The sequence below is a fragment of the Pedobacter sp. genome (genome assembly GCF_965227205.1).
Classification (GTDB): Bacteria; Bacteroidota; Bacteroidia; order Sphingobacteriales; family Sphingobacteriaceae; genus Pedobacter.
Genome location: NZ_OZ245727.1, coordinates 427,375 through 448,325, shown reverse-complemented (window position 1 = coordinate 448,325; position 20,951 = coordinate 427,375). Strand labels below are relative to the sequence as shown.

The 20,951-nt window shown below is 34.6% G+C and carries 16 protein-coding genes; 12 read left to right on the top strand and 4 right to left on the bottom strand.

All coding sequences use genetic code 11. The annotated features are described in order from the left end of the window. The first annotated feature begins 328 nt into the window (after positions 1-328). From ACO05K_RS01730 to ACO05K_RS01680, 11 genes are all read left to right on the top strand, one after another. On the top strand, positions 329-1,276 hold the full coding sequence (locus tag ACO05K_RS01730; RefSeq protein WP_421942745.1) for an outer membrane protein assembly factor BamD: 948 nt from the start codon (positions 329-331) through the stop codon (positions 1,274-1,276). Positions 1,277-1,279: 3 nt separating this feature from the next. Beyond that, positions 1,280-1,606 carry a DNA-directed RNA polymerase subunit omega gene (locus ACO05K_RS01725; protein WP_131535784.1) on the top strand — a complete coding sequence of 109 codons (327 nt, stop codon included), beginning with the start codon at positions 1,280-1,282 and terminating at the stop codon, positions 1,604-1,606. Positions 1,607-1,683: 77 nt separating this feature from the next. Further along, positions 1,684-2,880, top strand: coding sequence for a bifunctional phosphopantothenoylcysteine decarboxylase/phosphopantothenate--cysteine ligase CoaBC (gene coaBC, locus ACO05K_RS01720; RefSeq protein ID WP_421942744.1), 1,197 nt, complete (start codon positions 1,684-1,686; stop codon positions 2,878-2,880). Beyond that, a complete protein-coding gene (locus tag ACO05K_RS01715; RefSeq protein WP_421942743.1) occupies positions 2,877-3,770 on the top strand; it encodes a DUF4835 family protein in 894 nt (297 codons plus the stop codon). The genes coaBC and ACO05K_RS01715 overlap by 4 nt, the downstream gene beginning before the upstream one ends. Positions 3,771-4,334: 564 nt before the next feature. After that, entirely contained in the window at positions 4,335-4,706 is a 372-nt protein-coding gene (locus ACO05K_RS01710) for a BlaI/MecI/CopY family transcriptional regulator (RefSeq protein WP_421942742.1), read from the top strand. A gap of 128 nt (positions 4,707-4,834) precedes the next feature. After that, entirely contained in the window at positions 4,835-6,742 is a 1,908-nt protein-coding gene (locus ACO05K_RS01705) for a M56 family metallopeptidase (protein ID WP_421942741.1), read from the top strand. A gap of 99 nt (positions 6,743-6,841) precedes the next feature. Continuing rightward, positions 6,842-8,494: a DNA repair protein RecN gene (gene recN / locus ACO05K_RS01700; protein WP_421942740.1), complete on the top strand. Its 1,653-nt coding sequence runs from the start codon at positions 6,842-6,844 to the stop codon at positions 8,492-8,494. A 52-nt stretch (positions 8,495-8,546) separates the two neighbouring features. Then, positions 8,547-9,791 carry a carboxypeptidase-like regulatory domain-containing protein gene (locus ACO05K_RS01695; protein ID WP_421942739.1) on the top strand — a complete coding sequence of 415 codons (1,245 nt, stop codon included), beginning with the start codon at positions 8,547-8,549 and terminating at the stop codon, positions 9,789-9,791. A 71-nt stretch (positions 9,792-9,862) separates the two neighbouring features. Continuing rightward, positions 9,863-11,098 carry a carboxypeptidase-like regulatory domain-containing protein gene (locus ACO05K_RS01690; RefSeq protein ID WP_421942738.1) on the top strand — a complete coding sequence of 412 codons (1,236 nt, stop codon included), beginning with the start codon at positions 9,863-9,865 and terminating at the stop codon, positions 11,096-11,098. Positions 11,099-11,158: 60 nt separating this feature from the next. Then, positions 11,159-12,226 carry a PA0069 family radical SAM protein gene (locus tag ACO05K_RS01685; protein WP_421942737.1) on the top strand — a complete coding sequence of 356 codons (1,068 nt, stop codon included), beginning with the start codon at positions 11,159-11,161 and terminating at the stop codon, positions 12,224-12,226. A gap of 155 nt (positions 12,227-12,381) precedes the next feature. Continuing rightward, on the top strand, positions 12,382-13,140 hold the full coding sequence (locus ACO05K_RS01680; protein WP_421942736.1) for an ATP-grasp domain-containing protein: 759 nt from the start codon (positions 12,382-12,384) through the stop codon (positions 13,138-13,140). A gap of 46 nt (positions 13,141-13,186) precedes the next feature. Here the strand turns inward: ACO05K_RS01680 and ACO05K_RS01675 are convergent, their stop codons facing one another. The 3 genes from ACO05K_RS01675 to ACO05K_RS01665 all read right to left on the bottom strand — a co-directional run bounded on the left by ACO05K_RS01675 (position 13,187) and on the right by ACO05K_RS01665 (position 17,937). After that, complete coding sequence (locus ACO05K_RS01675; RefSeq protein WP_421942735.1) at positions 13,187-13,702, bottom strand: CAP domain-containing protein; 516 nt, start codon at positions 13,700-13,702, stop codon at positions 13,187-13,189. A 167-nt stretch (positions 13,703-13,869) separates the two neighbouring features. Continuing rightward, complete coding sequence (locus tag ACO05K_RS01670) at positions 13,870-16,422, bottom strand: ATP-dependent Clp protease ATP-binding subunit (protein ID WP_421942734.1); 2,553 nt, start codon at positions 16,420-16,422, stop codon at positions 13,870-13,872. Between the two features lie 642 nt (positions 16,423-17,064). Beyond that, positions 17,065-17,937 carry an EamA family transporter gene (locus ACO05K_RS01665; RefSeq protein WP_421942733.1) on the bottom strand — a complete coding sequence of 291 codons (873 nt, stop codon included), beginning with the start codon at positions 17,935-17,937 and terminating at the stop codon, positions 17,065-17,067. 120 nt (positions 17,938-18,057) lie between these two features. On the opposite strand from ACO05K_RS01665, the gene ACO05K_RS01660 reads away from it, so the two are divergent. After that, positions 18,058-18,219: a hypothetical protein gene (locus ACO05K_RS01660; protein ID WP_421942732.1), complete on the top strand. Its 162-nt coding sequence runs from the start codon at positions 18,058-18,060 to the stop codon at positions 18,217-18,219. A gap of 11 nt (positions 18,220-18,230) precedes the next feature. Here the strand turns inward: ACO05K_RS01660 and ACO05K_RS01655 are convergent, their stop codons facing one another. Continuing rightward, positions 18,231-20,873 carry a family 78 glycoside hydrolase catalytic domain gene (locus ACO05K_RS01655; RefSeq protein ID WP_421942731.1) on the bottom strand — a complete coding sequence of 881 codons (2,643 nt, stop codon included), beginning with the start codon at positions 20,871-20,873 and terminating at the stop codon, positions 18,231-18,233. Positions 20,874-20,951 lie beyond the last annotated feature (78 nt).

The window sequence follows — 20,951 nt, the reverse complement described above, 5'->3', positions numbered from 1 at the left end:
AATACTTTATAGAGTATCATGCTTTAATTGTAGAATAGGTATTAAGTAGATATTGAGAAAATATTCTCCCAACAAAAAACTAAAGCAGGTTAAATAAACCCGACCGTAATGGAAAACCCGCAAGGAGAGCGCAGCGAACCGAGGATTTGGAATGAAGGGCGGGACGAACGTTAATTGGAAAACAGAACATTGCTTTTCTTATTATCTATGCCAGATACTATATAATGTTAAAAATTGTTAACTGTATATATGTACTGAAATGCAATAGGTAGCTTAGCGGCCAATTGTTTTATATTGATGTTATCGTATTATTAATTATCTTTGCAGAATGTTTAAAGTTAAACACTTATTTATTTTAGTATTTATTGCCGCTATTGGTATGGCGGGTTGTAAAAGTCGTTTCGAGAAGTTAAGAGCTAGCAATGATGTTAAAAAGAAATTTGAAGAAGCCATTAGATTATACAACAAACGTGATTTCAGTAAAGCTTTAGTGCTTTTTGAAGACTTATCGCAAAAATATCGTGGACGTGAGCAAGCTGAAGGGTTAAACTTTTATTATGCTTATACCTTATATAAATTACAGGATTATACTACTGCAAGATATCAGTTTAAAAGCTTCGCAGATACATATCCGGCAAGTAAGGATGCTGAAGAAGCTCGTTACATGGCCGCTTACTGTTACTACTTAGAATCACCAGTTTTTTCTTTAGACCAAGAGAATACTTATAAAGCAATTGATGCGCTACAGTTATTTATAAACTTATACCCAACAAGTGAACGTGCTGCCGCTGCTGCAAAATACATTGGCGTATTAAGAACTAAACTAGAGGATAAAGTTTTTGAAAATGCAAAGCTTTATTTAACTACTGGTCCAAGTAATGTAGAAAACTATAGGGCTGCTGTTATTGCTTTGAAAAATGCACAAAGAGATTATCCGGATATTAAATATGCGGAAGAAATGGATTTCTTAATGATTAAGGCACAATATATGTATGCTAAAACAAGTATCCCGATTCGCCAGGAAGACAGATACAATGAGGCTACATCTTTATATGAAGAGTTTACGGAGAAGTTTCCGCAAAGCAAATTTACCAACGATGCTAAGCAATTAAAATCGGATATTGAATTTGGCATTAAACAAAATAAAGCAGAGATGGCTATGTACGCTGCAGACCAGGCAAAGTATATGGAAATGCTTAAGAAAACAGGTAAGGTAAAAGATACCGTTTTTCAAAAACCAACTAACGCAGATAATACGAATATTAAAAACAAGTAATACATGAATACTAACAAACCTGCTGTTCCGAATACTACGGTTACCAGAAATGTACACGATTTAGACAGAACTACTGATAATCTTTATGAATCATTAGTTGTGATTGCTAAAAGAGCAAATCAGATTTCAAATAACATGAAAGAAGAATTGCATGGTAAATTAGCGGAATTTGCTTCGAGCAACGATAACCTTGAAGAGATTTTCGAAAACCGTGAGCAAATCGAAATCAGTAAGCATTACGAGCGTATGCCGAAACCAGTTTTAGTTGCTATTGATGAATTTTTGAATGAGAAAATTTATCACAGAAATCCGGCTAAAGAACAAAAATAACATTAGCATAGCGCATAAAGTTTGGAGCTAGGCGTTTTTGCATGCGCTCTATGCACTGTGCTTTAACTCTTTGCTATATGCTTAAAAATAAAAACATAATACTTGGCGTTTGCGGCAGTATTGCGGCTTATAAGTCGGCCTTTTTGGTTAGACTTTTAGTTAAAGCTGGTGCAAACGTTAAGGTTGTTTTAACTCCAGATGGTGCTAACTTCATTACACCATTAACACTAGCAACTCTTTCCAAAAATCCAGTTTACACTCAATATTTTGAGGAAGAAACCGGAGTTTGGAGTAACCATGTTGAACTAGGACTTTGGGCAGATTTAATTATCATTGCCCCTACCAGCGCTAATACACTTGCTAAACTTGCTACAGGAATCTGCGATAATCTTTTAACTGCTGTTTACTTATCTGCAAAATGCCCGGTTTACATTGCACCTGCAATGGATTTGGACATGTGGAAACATGAAACCACTCAAGGTAATATTGAAAAAGTTAAAAGCTACGGCAATATTGTTATTGCACCAGAAAGCGGAGAACTTGCCAGTGGTTTATATGGCGAAGGCCGAATGGCTGAACCTGAAGAAATTGTTGCTATTTTAAATGATTCGATAAAAAGAGGAATGCCTTTTTACGGTAAGAAAGTAATGGTAACCGCCGGACCAACTTATGAAGCGATAGATCCGGTTCGTTTCATTGGCAATCACTCATCAGGTAAAATGGGTTTTGCAATTGCTGATGAATTAAGCAAGCTTGGTGCAGATGTAACTTTAATTGCCGGACCAACAGCTCAAAAAGCAGCACAACCTTTAAAAAGAATTGATGTTGTAAGTGCAGCAGATATGCTAATTGCATGTACATCAATTTTCGATGAAACCGATATAACAGTGATGTGTGCAGCAGTTGCTGATTATAAACCAAAAACAATTTCAACTCAAAAGATTAAAAAATCTGAGAGTGAATTTAATCTAGAATTAGAAAAAACGACCGATATTTTGGCATCTCTTGGTGTAGCAAAAAAACAAAATCAAATTTTGGTTGGCTTTGCTTTGGAAACAAACGATGAGGAAAATTACGCCAAAGGGAAACTTGAGAAGAAAAATCTTGACCTTGTGATTTTAAATTCTTTGAATGATAAAGGAGCAGGCTTTAAATCGGATACAAATAAAATTACTATTTTTAACAAAGCACTTCAAAAAACTGCGTTTGAAGTGAAATCAAAAACAGATGTTGCGAAAGATATTTGCAATGAAATTTTAAAACTTATTAAATGATAAAAAGGCTAATTTGTTTAATCTTCATCCTTGGTTTCGGAAAATTACATGCGCAAGAGCTTAATGCCCGTGTGCAGCTATTGGCTCCGCAAGTATCGAATATAAACAAACAACAGCTTGATGTTTTGCAAAGAACATTTAGAGACTTTTTAAATAATAATAAGTTTACTACCGAAACCTATAAAGCACAGGAACGAATTGATTGCAATTTCGTAATCACAATAACCTCTTGGGATGGTGGTTCTGGTTATACTGCAGAAGCTCAGATTCAAAGCAGCAGACCTGTTTTTAATTCTACTTACAACAGCACGCTGCTTAATATGAGCGACAAGAATTTTGATTTTAGCTATAATGATGGCTCTACAATCGATTTTTCTGAGCAAAATTACATTTCAAACATTAGCGCATTATTAACTTATTACGCCTACACCATCATTGGGTTAGATAAAGACAGCTTTGGTAAAATGGGTGGCAGCATCTATTTTAAAAAAGCACAGAATATAATTAACCTTGCCCAGGTTTCTGGTAATACAGGTTGGCGTGCTGCCGATGGCTTGCGTAATCGTTTCTGGTTTAATGAAAATACATTAAACCCTATTTTTAGCGAGTTGCGAAATTTTATTTATAACTATCATTTTAAGGGTTTAGACCAGTTAACTAATGATGATAAAGGCTTGATGCCAATTGTATCGGCATTAACTGAGCTGCAAAAAATGGATAAGCAAAAGTTAGGTTCTATCTTTCCAAATGTTTATTTCGCTTCAAAAGCTGAAGAAATAACGAATGTGCTTACAAAGTTAAATACACAAGAGCGTTTAAAGGCCTACAACTTGCTTTCAGAAATAGACCCCGCCAACATTGGCAAATACGAAGGACTAAAAGCTAATTAGTTTTTCAATTTCCTGTAAAGCAAATACAGCATTTCATATTATTGTTAGCCCTGCTTTTCGTTTCAATCTTTTTAATACTTATGTCTTGCTGAAGCACGAAGCATCCCTGCCTGCGGTAGGCAGGTGTTTCATCGGTAGCAGATTCTTCGTACCTCAGAATGACAGCTTATTCATGGTTGCTGCAAATTAAAAAGTATTTCCACTACAATCAGGTTTGGAGAACATCAGTTTTTAAAACTATCAAAGTTTGCTCCAGCATGGGTGCAAAATTATAGGCATTAACTCGCCACCTAATTGCATAACAAAATCATACTGTAATTTGATAATTTTACGCTCTAATATTTCTCCAATTTGCATGGATTAGCATCCTAATGTCGATTTTGCTTGGCAAAATCATTCTACATAAACTCCCCTCCCACTCAAATTTTAAATAATTGTGCAACGTTTTTGCATAAACTGCGTCATGTAGTAAAAATAGCTTTTGTTAAAAATCTGTTAAATAATTTTGATAATACGAATATCTTCGTACATTTGATTACGAAATAATTCGTACAACTGTAACATATGAATAATAACAACATCAAACCAACAGAAGGTGAAATGGAAATTTTACAAGTACTCTGGCAAAAAGGCCTTTGTACTGTAAGAGAAGTGCACGAGGCTTTAAACAAAAAAGATTCTGGTTACACTACTACCCTAAAACTTATGCAAATTATGCACGAAAAAGGAATGGTAGAAAGAGATACTAATCAGAAAACGCACATATACAAAGCAATTGTTAATCAGGATAAAACCGAAAAACAGTTGGTAAATAAAATGATTGATAATGTATTTAATGGTTCGGCGGCAAGATTGGTGATGCAGGCATTAGGAAACCATTCAGCAACAAGTGAAGAACTCGACGAGATAAAAAAATATTTGGATAGTCTTAAGTAGTTCATTAGTCATTAGTCATTAGTCATTAGTCATTAGTCATTAGTCATTAGTCATTAGTGAAAACAGATTAGCATTAAGAATAGTATCGAAAGAAAATTAATTTGATTTAAAAAATTAGAGCAATTAACATGGAAACTTTATTACCTCAATTTATTAAAGCTTTTGGATGGAGCATTTTAAATTCGTTATGGCAAAGTGCACTTATATATGGTATATTATTTATCATATTACTAAGCATACCTAAGCTTGCCGCTAAATACAAACATAATCTGGCTTTCGGCTCTATCCTATTAATGTTTGGATGTTTCATTTACAATTTGTCGGATATACTTTTAAAAAATCTCTCTATTTCTAAAACCGCTAATGGTATAGAAAATATTGGAGCATATCAATATCTAAACAACATTCCCGAAAACCTTAATACCAAAATTGAACAATACTTTCCTGTTGTGGTTGTGTTCTACCTGATTGGAATATTATTACAACTCTTCGTTATTGTTAAAGGTTATAATCAATTGGCCCGATTTAAAAAAGAAAGCCTAAGCCTGGTGCCAGAAGGTTGGAACGACATTTTTAAAAAAGTTACCGCTAATCTTAAAATTAACAAAAGCATAAAGTTTCATTTATCATCCATAGTTAATGTACCATTGGTTATTGGTTATCTAAAACCTATCGTATTATTCCCAGTTGCTTTGGTTAACGAATTAGACAACGACCAGGTTGAAGCCATTTTAATTCATGAACTTTCTCACATCCGCAGAAATGACTTCTTACTAAACCTGATAAAAACAGCTATTGAAACCTTCTTATTTTTTAATCCTTTTGTTTGGATGGCTGGCCGATTTATACACATAGAACGTGAACATGCATGTGATGATTTAGTATTAAAATTAACAGGAAAACCGTTAAACTATGCTCATGCATTATTAAAATTAGAATTATTAAAAGACAAAAATAGTCCGGCTTATGCTTTAGCTGCTACCGGGAAAACCCAAAATTTATATCAACGCATTAAAAGAATCACAAATATGAAAACGAATTATTTAAACGCCAAACAGCAAATGGCAGCCTTAACATTGGGCATTGCATGCTTATTCTCTGTAGCATGGATTAATCCTGTTAAAAAAGAAACTAAAAAAGCCACAAAAAACATTGAAATACTTGATGTTAAAAACATAAATGCAAATGTTGTTTTTACTGATACAACCAAAAAGCGCAAGATTAAAATTGTAACTGTAGATGCAAATGGCAAAAAGACAGAATATAACTCTGTAAAGGAAATGCCAGATAGTTTGAGAAAAGATTTTTATGATGAAGAACTTTTTGGCGGTCGTAGAGCAATTATTTTTAAAAGCGATTCTGCCTTCAAATTTAAAGACTCATTATTCAGGGCAAAAATATACCGCGATTTCTCTTCCCCTCAGGCTCAGTTAAAATGGAAAAAATACGGTGAAGATATGGCCAAAGAATTTTCTTCTCCAGAAGCACAGGCAAAGTGGAAAAAACTAGGCGAACAGATGGCTAAAGAATATTCATCTCCAGAAGCTCAGGCTAAATGGAAAAAATTAGGTGAACAAATGGCTAAAGAATATTCATCACCGGAAGCTCAAGCCAAATGGAAAAAATTTGGTGAAGATATTGCAAAAGAATATGGCTCGCCAGAGGCGCAAGCTAAATGGCAAAAAATTGGAGAAGATATGGCAGTTAAGGTTAATTCGCCAGAATTTAGAGCTCAAATTTTAGAACTAAGAACTAAAGCATTAAAAAATGGTGAGAAATTGCGAATTTCAGCATTAAGCCGTTTAAATGCTGATACAGCATTCGTATTACACAATGATAATTTCCGTGCGCTTAAAAGTAGAGATGGTGTCTACTTACTTGAAAATTCATCAAGCAAACTTAGACAAAGTGAAGAGTACAAAAAACTAAAGCAAAAATTTGATAAAGAAGTTAAAGAGCTGAGAGAGAAAATTGAAAAAGAAGAGAAAAAAGAGAAACCTGAAAGACGTGAACGAATTGAGCGTGACGAAAACTAAAAACCAAATAAATAATATGTGTAAACAGCGAAGAATTATCTTCGCTGTTTTTATTTTAGGCTGTTGTTAAAATAACTTTTTAGTATTTTCGCATTAGCTATGCTACAAAAACTATCTATACGTAATTACGCATTAATTGATAGCCTCGACATCGAATTTGATAAAGGCTTAAATATAATTACAGGCGAAACAGGTGCCGGAAAATCTATCATACTAGGTGCATTATCTTTAATTTTAGGTCAACGGGCCGAAAGCAAATATTTCTTTAATCAGGATAAAAAATGTGTGATAGAAGGTACATTTCTTTTAGCTGATGAACAACTTAAGGAAAGCTTTGAAGAAAACGACCTTGATTTTTTTAAGGAAAGTACATTAAGACGCGAAATTTCAATCGACGGGAAATCGCGTTCGTTTATAAATGATACACCAGTTAACTTAACCATACTAAAGCAGATTGGTGAAAAGCTTATTGATATACATTCTCAGCATGCTACGCAAGAAATTAATAACGCCGATTTTCAACTATTAATGGTTGATTCACTCTCAAATCACAATAATTTATTACTTGATTATAGAACTGGTTATAAAGAACTACGAAAAGATTCGGCTTTATTAAAAAAATTAATCAGCGAAGCGAATGAAGCAAAGAGCAAGCAAGATTACGAGCAATTTCTATTTAATGAATTAGAGCAGGCTAATCTGCAAGCAAACGAACAAGAAGATTTGGAAGCAGAATTAGAAAAACTAACACATGCGGAAACAATTAAGCGGGCATTACTAAATGCTAATGCTTTATTGAGTGAAGCTGAGCCATCGGCAATTCTAATTTTGAAGGAAGCACAGATACAATTACAAACCGTAGAAAAGTTTGATTCTTCCATCAACATACTTTACGAAAGACTTAAATCAAGTATTATTGAGATAAAAGATGTTGCAGATGAAATCTCGACAATTGAAAATAATACAACACACAATGCTGAAAGATTGGACACAATTAATCAACGTTTAGATTTATTGTACTCTTTACAACAGAAACATAGAGTTGATAGCAATGAAGAACTTATTGCTATAAAAAATCAATTGGAGCATAATTTAAATCAGCTTTTATCTTCTGATGAGCAGATAGAAAAACTATCGAAGCAAATTGAATCGCTTAAAACAGAATTAACAAACCAAGCGAAGGAGTTAAGCCAAAATCGCACTAAAGCCATTAAATTGGTTGAAACTAAAACTGAAGAAACGTTAAAGCAGGTTGGCATGCCAAATGCAAAACTTGTTTTAGCCCAAAAGCAGTTTCCAGAATTATCAAAAGATGGTTTGGATGAGATTAGTTTGTTGTTTTCTGCAAATGCCGGACAAGCTCCTGCCCCAGTGAATAAGGTAGCTTCTGGTGGAGAGCTGTCTCGATTAATGCTTTCTATTAAAGCTTTATTAGCCAAACACACTGCCCTACCAACCATTATTTTCGATGAAATTGATACAGGAATATCCGGAGAAACAGCATTAAAAGTTGGGGAGGTAATTTCAACTCTAGGTGAAAATATGCAGGTAATTTCGATTACACACTTACCTCAAATTGCAGCAAAAGGTAAATCGCATTATTTCGTTTACAAGGCTGATGATGCCGGAAAAACTACAACCGGAATCAGAAAGTTAAAACAAGAAGAAAGAATAGATGTAATTGCAGAAATGTTAAGTGGCAAGAATCCTGGAGCATCAGCAATAGAAAATGCGAAGGAATTATTAGGTTAAGAAGAGTAAATTAAGATTTTTAAAACTAATTATTTAGTTTATATTTGTTTTAATGAAAAGATTCTTCCTAATTTCTGTTTTCACAATAATTTGCATTACTTGTTATGCACAGAACGTTATTCTATCAGGAGTAATAAAAGATAAACGTGGTGAGGTTTTACCCGGTGCCGGAATTTTTGTAAGTGGTTACAAAATAGCAACTGTGGCAAATAACAATGGTGCTTACACATTAGGATTGAAACCGGGTAATTATGATATACTTTTCCAGATCATCGGTTACAAGACGGTAGCTAAAAACATTCTTGTAGAAGATAAAGCGATAAAACTTGATGTAGAGTTGGAAGAGGATGCCATGCAGCTGGATGAGGTAACCATAAAACCTGATCCAAACAGAGCAGGTTACATCAGAATGTTTACCGACTTTTTCATTGGCACTACTCCAAATGCAGCACAGTGCAAAATCATCAATCCAAACGTTTTAATTATTGATTATAGCAAAGATGATTCGAAGCTTACCGTAAAAACCAATCAGTTCTTAATCGTCGAAAATAAAGCTTTAGGTTATAGACTAAAATATCAGATTAACCTCTTTGAGTGGGATAATAAAACGAACATAATTTATTATGAAGGTTACCCCTACTATGAAGATTTAAAAGGAAGTAAAGGCCAGATGAAGCGTTGGGTTGCAAAACGAGAAATTGCCTATTACGGCTCGAGTAATCATTTTTTAACTAGCCTTTATAACGGAAAATCTAAAGAGGAAGGTTTTATCATTAATAAACTTATTAGGCAGGCTGATAAAACGCGACCATCTGATAGTTTGATAAATGCAAAAATTAAAAAATTCAGACTAACCGCATCAGCTACCGCTGGCAAGATACAATTAAACCCAGCCGACACAGATTCATTAAATTATTGGCATAAACAAAAAAACCGTTCTAAACAAATTGCTATTTTAAATCAAAAGGAAATATTGCCAGATACCTTGGTTAAAACTTTTAACGAAAGCATTAAATCAATTAATTTCACTGATGTTTTATATGTAATATATACAAAAGAGAAAGAAGATCCCATTTATGCAAATCGTATCGGAATGTCAGTTTCTCGCCCTTTAACCATGCCCGACTATCAAATTTCACTAGTAAATTTACTTGTGGCACCGATATATTTTTATCAAAATGGAGGCACGTACAATCCAAGATCTATGCTTTTTGAAGGATATTGGAGTTGGGAAAAAATTGCCGATAGCGTTCCTTTAGATTATCTACCACAGAAAAAGAGCAAAGAGCGACTCTAATTAGATGTTAAAATTGTTAAAATGGATAAGTAATTTTATAAATATTCTTCCATTTGGCTACATTAGCGTCCATGTATAAAAGCATTTTTGCACTACTTTTTATATTTCTATTTTCTGTTGATGTCTTTTCGCAAAATACCTTTTCAATAAGTGGTAAAGTTAAGGATGACCAAGGTGGTTTACCAGGAGCTGGTGTTTATTTAAGCGGTTACAAACTTGCAACAGTTGCTGATAATGATGGTAATTTTTTATTACCAAACTTAAAGCCTGGAAGTTATAATATTCTTGTGCAAATGGTTGGCTATCTGCCTTTTTCAAAATCGGTGATTATTGAAGATAAATCAGTAAAAGTAGATTTAGTACTCAAAGAAAACACGGTTTTGCTTAACGAAGTCACCATCCGGGCCGATCCTAACAGGCAAAAATACATTAAACAGTTTACCGAATATTTTATTGGAACAACTCCAAATTCCAAACAATGCAAAATATTAAATCCACAGGTTTTAATTGTTGATTTTGATTTTACGAAAAGCCTGCTTACCGTAAAAACTACAGAATTTTTAATTGTAGAAAACAAAGCTTTAGGTTATAAGCTGAAATACATGCTCGATTATTTTGAGTACAACAGCCGAACACGCATCATTTACTTTTCTGGCCATCCATTTTTTGAAGAGTTTAAGGCATCTCCAGCAAAAAAGAAAAAATATATTGAAGCTAGAGAAATTGCCTATTATGGCTCATCTCAACATTTTTTCCGTTCTCTTTACGAAAACAAAAGCAAAGAAGAAGGTTTTATAATCAATAAAATTATTCAAACGCCTAATCCAAATCGATATCCTGAAAATCTCATCAACGAAAATTTAGTAAAGATTAGAACATTGCCAGAAAAAACTGGAATAAGAAAAGAAGCTGGTAAAATTGATGTAGGTCTGCTGGAATTCTGGACGAAACAGAAAGAAATGCCCCGCTTTATCGACAAATTTAGCAGAGCTGAGGTTAACCCCGATACTTTAGTACGTTACTTTAATGAAAATTTAAAGTGGATGAATTACACCGATGCACTTTGTGTTCAATATACCAAAGAAAAAGAATCGCTTGCCTATTCTAATACTGGCTTTTGGGTTTTCAGACCATTGGATATTCCTGAACATGAACTTTCTGTAGTGAAACTAACTGATGGTCCGGTACGCTTTTATGCTAACGGAAGTGTTTACGATTCTCGCTCTATGCTATACGAAGGCTATTGGGCTTACGAAAAAGTTGGCGATATGGTTCCGATGGATTATATACCAATTGCCAGGAAATAATTCTTTAAACAACTTATTCACATCAATTTAAAATACTAATATTTTTAGTATTTTTATGTTATGATTAATGAGGAAGAAGAAAAATATTTCAAAGGTCGCGGGGCGCAATTTAATCCACATAACAAATTTTTAAAAGATAGTTATGTTAAGGAACATGATGAAGGCATTGATGATTGGGAAGAAAGCGACCGAAAAACTTCTTTTATTTTTGAAAATTCAAAAACGATTGTAAACAAAGTAGATAGTCCTGATGTTGGCATGGCTTATTCCCTAAATCCATATCAAGGCTGCGAACATGGCTGTACATATTGTTATGCAAGAAATGCGCATCAATATTGGGGTTATAGTGCGGGTTTAGATTTCGAAAGAAAAATTATTGTAAAGAAAGATGCACCTGCCCTTTTTAAAAAATTTTTAGAGCGAAAAGGTTGGGATGCAACCACTATTTTGCTTTCTGGTAATACAGATTGTTATCAACCAGCAGAAAGAAAATTTAAGCTTACACGCCAATTACTGGAAATTGCTTTGGAATATAAGCAGCCTATCGGTATGATAACAAAAAACTCTTTAATATTAAGAGATTTAGATATCCTTCAAGAAATGGCTAAGCTAAATCTTTGTATGGTTTATTCTTCTATTAATAGTTTAAACGATAAACTACGCCTTGCAATGGAACCAAGAACAGCAACGGCTAAACAACGTTTAAAAGTGGTAGAGGAATTAAGTAAAGCAGGCGTTCCGGTTGGTGTTATGGTTGCGCCATTAGTTCCCGGTTTAAGCGACCATGAAATACCTGCGGTTTTAAAAGCTGTTGCAAATGCCGGAGCAATCCGTGCCGGATATACAATTGTTAGATTAAACGGTGCTATTGGTCAAATTTTTGAAGATTGGTTGCGCAAAAATTTTCCTGATAGATTTGACAAAGTTTGGCATATGATACAAAGTTGCCACGGCGGAAACGTAAACGACAGCCGTTTTGGTGATAGAATGCGTGGCGATGGAAATATTGCTCAAATGATTAGAGACAATTTCAAATTACACTGCCGGTTACATGGTCTCAATGTAAAAGATATCAAATTAGAGCATAGTCTGTTCAGAGTTCCAGGTGCTCAAATATCATTATTCTAGTTTTTACTTGTCAATTAATTGATTAAAACTTAGTTTTAAAAATGAATATTGCTTTAATAACTTACGAAGATAAAGGTGCTTAGGATAGCCCGACAGTTGAAAGTGAAGATGATAAACTTCTACTATTCTTAAAAGAAAAAGGCTTAGATATTGAAATGGTAATTTGGAATGATGAAAATGTTAATTGGGAAAATTACCAGCTTGCAATATTAAAATCGCCTTGGGATTATTTTGATCTATATGAAGATTTTAAAACCTGGTTAAATCTTCTGGAAGAAAAAAACATCAGACTTCTAAATCCAATTGATGTTGTTAGATGGAATGCTGATAAACATTATTTAAAAGATATTGAGTCGGCCGGATTAAATATTACACCGAGTATTTTCATTACTAATGTTGAGGAAATAAATCTTAATACTTTTTTTGAAAAATTTAATACTGACAAACTTATTGTAAAACCTTGCATTAGCGGTGGGGCTAAAAATACATTTAAGGTTACATTAGATAATGTTGAAGAGATTAATCAAAAGCTAAGGTTGCTTATTCAAAATGAAGATTTTATTATTCAACCATTTCTAGCAGAAATTTTAGAAAGTGGAGAATGGTCGTTTATTTTCTTTAATGGTATTTATAGCCATACTTTAGTTAAAAAAGCTAAACAAGGAGATTTTAGGGTACAACCAGCCCATGGTGGGTCAGTACATGTGCAAAATCCAGATCAAGGTTTAATAGAAATTGCAGCAGAATACGTTAGGCTTTTCGCTAAAAATTGTCTTTATGCCAGGGTTGATGGGACATTTGTAAATAATCAATTTTTATTAATGGAGCTAGAACTTATTGAACCATTTTTATTTTTAAATACTTCTACTCAGAATTATGAAAATTATTATAATGCTCTAAAAGCACTGATTTAATTAGTTAAAGTTTTCCTGGCAGTTACTAACCATTGGAATGATTAACTTATTGCCTACCGAAAACCTGTGTCCAATATCTACCATCTTTTGCAGCCCCCATATCTCTAAAATTAGCATTCATAATACTTTTGCAATGGCCTTCACTATTAAGCCACGCATCGAAAACAGCTTGCTCGTTTGGTTGCCCTGCAGCGATATTTTCTCCGTAAGTAGTCCATTTGTAACCCGCAGCCGTAATTCTATCTCCCGGGTTTTTACCATCTTTAGATGTATGATCGAAATAGTTATTAGCATTCATATCCTTACTATGCCCCAAAGCAGCCGAAGCAAGCAAATTATTCCATGTTAGAAGCACAACCGGAGGCATAATGGTGGTACCACAAGTACATCCCTTCGCTCGGGTATCGTTAACTAACTTCAGTAATAATTCATTATTTAAACCTGTTCCAACAGTGCCTCCTGAAGGAGGATCTACCTTTTGTTCTGGATCAACCACTGGGCCTTTTTCGCACGAAGCGAAAAACATCAACATGCAGAAGCATGGAATAACACAACTTTTCATAGATAGGGATTCTAAATTGAATAAAATTCAACTAAAGTAAAGTTACTACTTTAAAATGATTTTTACTCCATTTAAGAGTAAAACGTATGTGTTAGTATTTTATTATTCTACTTCACATCATTCCACAAAATAAAAAAACTCCCGATTTTCATCGGGAGTTTCCTTAATTATTTATTTGAAGAATCTTCTTCTTTTTTAGGCTCTTCTTTTTTCTTTTCGCCTTTTTTATGAATCACTGAGATTACATCTGTTTCTTTATCGTAATCGATTTCTAAAACATCACCTTCAGTTAATTCACCTTTAAGAATTTCTTCGGCAATTGGATCTTCCAAATATTTTTGAATGGCTCGTTTTAACGGACGTGCACCAAAATTACTATCAAATCCTTTTTCTGCGATATAGTCTTTAGCATTTTCGGTTAAAGCAATTTCATAACCTAAAGTATGAACGCGGCCGAATAATGCTTTTAGTTCAATATCAATAATTCTGAAGATTTCTTCTCTTCCTAAGCTATTGAATACCACAACATCATCAACACGGTTTAAAAACTCTGGAGCAAAAGCACGTTTTAAAGCACTTTCAATTACACCACGACTGTGAGATTCTGCCTGGTTAGTTTTAGCTGATGTAGAGAAACCAACGCCTTGACCGAAATCTTTTAACTGACGGGCACCAATGTTAGAAGTCATGATGATGATTGTATTTCTAAAATCAACCTTACGACCTAAACTATCTGTTAATTGTCCTTCATCTAAAACTTGTAATAAAATATTGAATACATCAGGGTGAGCTTTTTCAATCTCATCTAACAAGATTACTGCGTATGGTTTTCTTCTAACTTTCTCAGTTAATTGTCCACCTTCTTCGTAACCTACGTAACCTGGAGGCGCTCCCACTAAACGTGATACAGCAAATTTCTCCATGTACTCACTCATATCAATTTGAATTAGCGAATCATCACTATCAAACATAAAACGAGCAAGCTCTTTAGCCAATTCTGTTTTACCAACACCAGTCGGACCTAAGAAAATAAATGAACCAATTGGTTTTTTAGGATCTTTTAATCCGGCTCTAGTACGTTGAATGGCTTTAGTTAATTTCTTAATTGCATCATCCTGACCAATAATTTTCTCAGCAACTTTATCGTACATGTTCAATAGCTTAGCGCTATCGGTTTGGCCAACACGTTGCACCGGAATACCAGTCATCATTGCTACAACTTCAGCAACATTATCTTCAGAAACTTCGTAACGTTTAGTTTTAGTTTCTGCTTCCCATTCCGCTTTAGCTTTATCTAATTCTTCAATTAAATTTTTCTCTGTATCGCGAAGTTTTGCTGCTTCTTCATATTTCTGACTACGAACAACTTTGTTTTTCTCTAACTTAATATCTTCGATTTTTGCCTCGATATCAATTATGTTTTGAGGAACATGAATATTCGTTAAGTGTACTCTAGAACCTGCTTCATCTAAAGCATCAATTGCTTTATCTGGCAAGAAACGATCAGAAATATAGCGAGAAGTTAAAGTAACACAAGCTAAAATTGCTTCATCTGTATAAGTAACACCATGGTGTTCTTCATACTTATCTTTAATTCTGGTTAAAATTTCTACAGTTTCATCAGGCGTAGCTGGTTCAACCATTACTTTCTGGAAACGACGGTCTAAAGCACCATCTTTCTCTATGTACTGACGATATTCATCTAAAGTTGTAGCACCAATACATTGAATTTCTCCCCTGGCTAATGCTGGCTTGAACATATTCGATGCATCTAGTGAACCCGAAGCTCCACCAGCGCCAACTATGGTATGAATCTCATCAATAAATAAAATTACATCAGTAGATTTTTCAAGCTCGTTCATCACGGCTTTCATACGCTCTTCGAACTGACCACGATATTTTGTACCAGCAACTAACGATGCTAAATCTAACGTAACTACACGTTTGCCAAAAAGCACACGCGAAACTTTACGTTGTACAATGCGCAAGGCTAAACCTTCTGCAATTGCTGATTTACCAACACCAGGCTCTCCAATTAAAATCGGGTTGTTCTTTTTTCTACGAGATAAAATTTGCGAAACACGCTCAATTTCTTTCTCGCGGCCTACAATCGGGTCTAAACGACCTTCTTCTGCAGCCTTTGTTAAATCACGACCGAAATTATCTAAAACCGGGGTTTTTGATTTAATATCCGAAACTTTTTTAGGTGTGCTAAAGCTTTCTTCTTCACGATAATCATCATCGCCACCTGTTGATGCGCTGTTTGAAATATCGTCTCTGAAACCATTTTTATTTACTTCAACTTCTTGTTTAAAAACATCATAAGTAACACCATACTGCAACAATATCTGCGAGGCGATGTTATCATCATCTCTCAAAACTGATAGCAATAAATGTTCGGTGCCAATTAAATCGCTTTTAAATATTTTAGCTTCTAAGTAAGTAATCTTTAAAACTTTCTCTGCCTGTTTAGTTAATGGAATATTGCCCAAATTTACAGTAACACTAGAAGTACCGCGAACAGCATCTTCAATCGAGCGACGTAATTTACCGGTATCAACTCCTAACGATCGTAAAATTTTTATAGCCATGCCATCGCCTTCGCGGATGAGGCCTAATAATAAATGTTCGGTTCCAATGTAATCATGCCCTAAGCGGAGCGCTTCCTCCCTACTAAAAGAGATTACATCTTTAACCTGTGGTGAAAATTTTGCTTCCATAATACCTTTCTTAACAGCTCGCCCCTAAACTATAAAATAAATTATAAAAAGAGTACTTGCTGATTTGTTTATTTTATCAACAATTGCGCCATACAGGTTGATAAAACCATTGTACGGACTCCCATACCAAAAAATTGTGGCAGCCCATTAGTCAAATCAATTAGCAATTATGTAAATAAATCTGAGTAATAAACTGTTTTTGCAGGCTTTAAAAGGAAAACTAATATCAATTCCTTTCGATTAATTCATTTTGTCGGTTTATTGTAAGGATTTTTAGCGATTATTTAACTGACAAATTGTAGCATTTAGCTTATGCAATTTACAATTTTTGACAGAAATATAAAAGCAACATGACATCATTTAACATAAACGTTGAACAAAACCGAACAACTGCAACATCAAAATAGTAGAGGTATATAACTATTATACGAAAATAACCCGTTTCCGGTTGTTTTTGTTTTAGAAAAGCAAGGACATTGCTACTATAAAAACCAGTCCCGCTCTCGCTACAATCTTTTTGAGCAACTTTCTGCAAAGTAATACGATTCGGTAATACTTCAAGATTATGTCTTAAAAATCGGCTTGTGCTATCAAAAAGTATTTTCGCTAAATCGGGTTTAGCTGGCAAATGCTTTCAAAATATTAGCATTCTAGTGCAACGTGTTCTTGTTTTTTTGCGGTTAAGGTTGCGCCACCACTTGCAATAATAACTAAAGCTACCGCAAGCCATTCGTTAACAGATAAATATTCGTGTAGAAAAATAAGTCCGGAAAGTGCTGCAGCAGCTGGTTCTAAACTCATTAAAATACTAAAGGTTTTTGCAGGTATTTTCTTTAGTGCTTTCATTTCTAAAGTAAAAGGTATAGCGCTAGAAAGTAATGCTAATGCAAGTCCGGTTAGTAAAAAGTGTGGCTGTACTTTTGTTAAAAGTCCATCAAAAACAGCAACAGGCAAAACCAATGCCGATGCGAAAAGCATCCCAATGGTTACGGCTTTCCCTTCATCCATTATTTTTGAAATCTTTCCGCCCATAACAATATAGCCTGCCCAAAATGCTCCGGCAAGCAGAGCTAAAAATGCACCTAATAAATCTACTCCGCTACCACTCCATGGGGCAATTAATGCAATACCAGCCGCAGCAAGTATTACCCATAAAAAATCTAAAATTCGTTTAGAGCCAGCTATGGCTAAAACCAGCGGACCGATAAACTCTAGTGTTACACCCAAACCAAGTGGTATTCTGGCAATGGCAAAATAAAACACAAGGTTCATTGCACCTAAAGTTAATCCGTATAACGAAACAGCTTTCCATTGCGCATTACTTAAGTTTTTTAAACTTGGTCTGTTATATATAAAAAGAATTATTGCCGATAAAACAATCCTTAAAGCCGATGTTGAAGCCGGCCCCAAAGCAGGAAAAATGCCTTTTGCAATTGCAGCTCCACCTTGCACGCTAATTATCGCTAATATTACAGCCGGAACAGGAGGTATAGAAATTGCAAACTTAGTTTTCATTAATTAAGGATATTTCTGCAAAAGTAATATTTAGCTATGCAGAATTACCTTCATTAAGAATAATTGTTAAAAACGCATATTACCAAATTGATATAACTATATTTAAAAAAACATAATTATATGCTATTATTTGCTGCCCCACTTTATTTTGCTGCCTTTGCAGGCTGGCTAATTTATGCTGCTTTTATAAAAAAGAATATTAAACAGAATATGCAAACCGTTTATGCAGGTTCTTTCTTTACTGTTATATGGATTGCCATAATTGCGCTTTCGTATAGTTAATTGCTAATGCCTTACAACTTCGATTCGAAACTATAATTTCCTGAACCAATTTTTTCCTTTTTACCTGTTCCGGGCATTAGAACAATAGCACTCGAATTTACGGGGACAGTAACATCTAATTTAAATATGCCATTGGTAATCGTCCACGATGATTTTATTTTACCATAAACCGTTTCCAATTCTCCGGTAGCACTTGTTAACTTACCTCCTGGTTTTGGCGAAATTTCAAAAACCTTATATCCGGGATTTTCTTCTATTAAATTGATACCGGCAATATTTTTATACATCCAGTCGCCTATTGCGCCATAAGCATAATGGTTAAATGAGTTCATATCGGCAGTTTGGAAAGAACCATCCTGCTTAAGTCCATCCCATCTCTCCCAAATTGTGGTTGCACCCATTTTTACCGGATAAAGCCACGATGGATAACTTTCTTGCAAAAGTAAATTGTAAGAAACATCCTGATAACCAAATCTGCTGAGTACATGACATAAATAAGGAGTACCTAAAAAGCCTGTTGTTAGATGATTTCCATAACTTTTCACGTTATCAACCAAGCGTTTTGCAGCCTGTTGACGAAGATTCTCTGGCAACATATCAAACTGTAATGCTAAAACATAAGCTGTTTGTGTATTTGAAACTAACTTTCCTGTTGGTGTCATATATTCCTGAACATAGGCTTGCTTTACCTTATTAAGAAGTTCTGTATATTTTTTTACTTCATCAGTTTTACCTAAAACCTTGGAGGTGTTTATTAAAAGCTGGATTGAATTTGCATAAAAGGTTTGCGCAATCATATATTTATCGGTAACCGCAGCACGTCCGTCATTATCATCATTTGGGCGATAAAATAACCAATCGCCAAAATGGGAACCACTATTCCATAAGTTATTTTTTGATTGACTGGTAATGTAATTCACCCACTTTTGCATACTCTGGTATTGGGTTTCCAGTATGTTTACATCGCCATAAGATAAATACATTGCCCAGGGAATAATCGTAGCCGCATCAGCCCAGCCAGCAGAACCCGCATCTCTTTCATTAAGTACATTTGGAATAACATATGGCACACTTCCATTCGGAAGTTGATCTGCACTAACATCTTTTAGCCACTTTGTAAAAAAAGCCGAAACATCCATATTATACGCAGCGGTATTTGCAAAAGCCTGTGCATCGCCAGTCCAACCCAAACGTTCATCTCTCTGTGGGCAATCGGTTGGAACATCAACAAAATTCCCTTTTTGTCCCCACTCAATATTATGTTGCAATTGATTTAGCAAAGGATTTGAAGTTGTAAATTTCCCAGTCGACTGCATATTTGAATAAACTGCAATTGCGGTAAAATTTTCAGGTTTTAATTCACCTGGATAACCATCTACTTTAACATACCTAAATCCCTGAAAGCTAAAATGTGGTTCAAAAATTTCAATACCTGTTCCTTTTAATATATAGTTATTCTGTTGTTTTGCCGAACGCAGATTAGTGGTGTAAAAATTTCCGTTTTTATCCAAAACCTCAGCATGGCTTAGCGTAATTTTTGCTCCAGAATTACCCTTCGCAGTCACCTTCACCCAACCTACCATGTTTTGTCCGAAATCTATAACCGTTTCGCCAAGTGGTGTTTTAAAAATTTTTAAAGCTTTAAATTCTTCATGTTTAGAAACGGTTGGCCCACTCATTCCAACTAATTTTTCTGTTCCCTTCTCAATCACACGAACTGGTTTCCACTCATCAGATTCTTTATAACCTACATTATCCCAACCAGCTATTTCCCTTCTCGCATCGTAAGTTTCGCCATCGTAAATACTCGAAGCCAAAATCGGCCCGTTTGCACTTTTCCAGCTATCATCACTTATAATTATTTCTTTAGTTCCATCTGTATATTCAACCTCGATTTGTAAAAGCAAGGCTCTCGTATCGCCATAAAATCTACTTTGGTTCGAGAAACCGATTCTTCCTTTATACCAACCATCGCCTAAGGAAACGGCAACAACATTCTGCCCTTTTTTTAAAGTTTTAGTAATTGGATAAACCTGGTATTGAATGTGATTTTTGTAACTGGTCCAACCTGGCGTAAAATAATCATTGCTAATTCTTGCTCCATTTAAATTTGCCATATACAATCCTTTCGCAGTAATGTACGCTGTTGCAGATTTTACATCTTTTTTAAGTGCAAATTCTTTACGCAATAAAGGACTTGCGAATGAAGTATCCTTGCCTGGAACAGTTATCCATTTTGCCTGCCAATCTTCCGGTTTTAATCCGGTTTGAAAATGTTTAATTTCAGACCAGACCGAAGTATTTCCATGATTATCTTTAATACGTACTTGCCAATAATATTTTGTTTTAGATTGTAGCTTTTCACCAGCGTATCGAACAGATACCGATTGAGCGCTTGCTTTAGATTGCTGCCATGTTATTTTTTTAAACGATGCTGTTTCTGAAACGCGAATCTCGTAATTGCTTTGTGTTGTATTTTTTATGTTAGAATTGATTTTCCAACTGAAACCAGGCTTATCATTATCAATACTTGAAGGATTATCGAGCATATCGACCGTTAAATCATAAGTAGATAATTTTTGCCCGAAAGATTGGCTAAACGTTAAAACTGAACTGAAGAACAGAATACAAAAGAATTTGAAGTAGTGGCTCATAATAAGGTGAATGATTTGTAATGCAAAATATTAATAAAATTGCTAAATCACTATTTATTAATTACCTACATTATTTAA

Coding starts and splice junctions, on each gene's coding strand:
- ACO05K_RS01730 (WP_421942745.1), top strand. CDS start 329: ATGTTTAAAGTTAAACACTTATTTATTTTAGTATTTATTGCCGCTATT.
- ACO05K_RS01725 (WP_131535784.1), top strand. CDS start 1,280: ATGAATACTAACAAACCTGCTGTTCCGAATACTACGGTTACCAGAAAT.
- coaBC (WP_421942744.1), top strand. CDS start 1,684: ATGCTTAAAAATAAAAACATAATACTTGGCGTTTGCGGCAGTATTGCG.
- ACO05K_RS01715 (WP_421942743.1), top strand. CDS start 2,877: ATGATAAAAAGGCTAATTTGTTTAATCTTCATCCTTGGTTTCGGAAAA.
- ACO05K_RS01710 (WP_421942742.1), top strand. CDS start 4,335: ATGAATAATAACAACATCAAACCAACAGAAGGTGAAATGGAAATTTTA.
- ACO05K_RS01705 (WP_421942741.1), top strand. CDS start 4,835: ATGGAAACTTTATTACCTCAATTTATTAAAGCTTTTGGATGGAGCATT.
- recN (WP_421942740.1), top strand. CDS start 6,842: ATGCTACAAAAACTATCTATACGTAATTACGCATTAATTGATAGCCTC.
- ACO05K_RS01695 (WP_421942739.1), top strand. CDS start 8,547: ATGAAAAGATTCTTCCTAATTTCTGTTTTCACAATAATTTGCATTACT.
- ACO05K_RS01690 (WP_421942738.1), top strand. CDS start 9,863: ATGTATAAAAGCATTTTTGCACTACTTTTTATATTTCTATTTTCTGTT.
- ACO05K_RS01685 (WP_421942737.1), top strand. CDS start 11,159: ATGATTAATGAGGAAGAAGAAAAATATTTCAAAGGTCGCGGGGCGCAA.
- ACO05K_RS01680 (WP_421942736.1), top strand. CDS start 12,382: ATGGTAATTTGGAATGATGAAAATGTTAATTGGGAAAATTACCAGCTT.
- ACO05K_RS01675 (WP_421942735.1), bottom strand. CDS start 13,702: ATGAAAAGTTGTGTTATTCCATGCTTCTGCATGTTGATGTTTTTCGCT.
- ACO05K_RS01670 (WP_421942734.1), bottom strand. CDS start 16,422: ATGGAAGCAAAATTTTCACCACAGGTTAAAGATGTAATCTCTTTTAGT.
- ACO05K_RS01665 (WP_421942733.1), bottom strand. CDS start 17,937: ATGAAAACTAAGTTTGCAATTTCTATACCTCCTGTTCCGGCTGTAATA.
- ACO05K_RS01660 (WP_421942732.1), top strand. CDS start 18,058: ATGCTATTATTTGCTGCCCCACTTTATTTTGCTGCCTTTGCAGGCTGG.
- ACO05K_RS01655 (WP_421942731.1), bottom strand. CDS start 20,873: ATGAGCCACTACTTCAAATTCTTTTGTATTCTGTTCTTCAGTTCAGTT.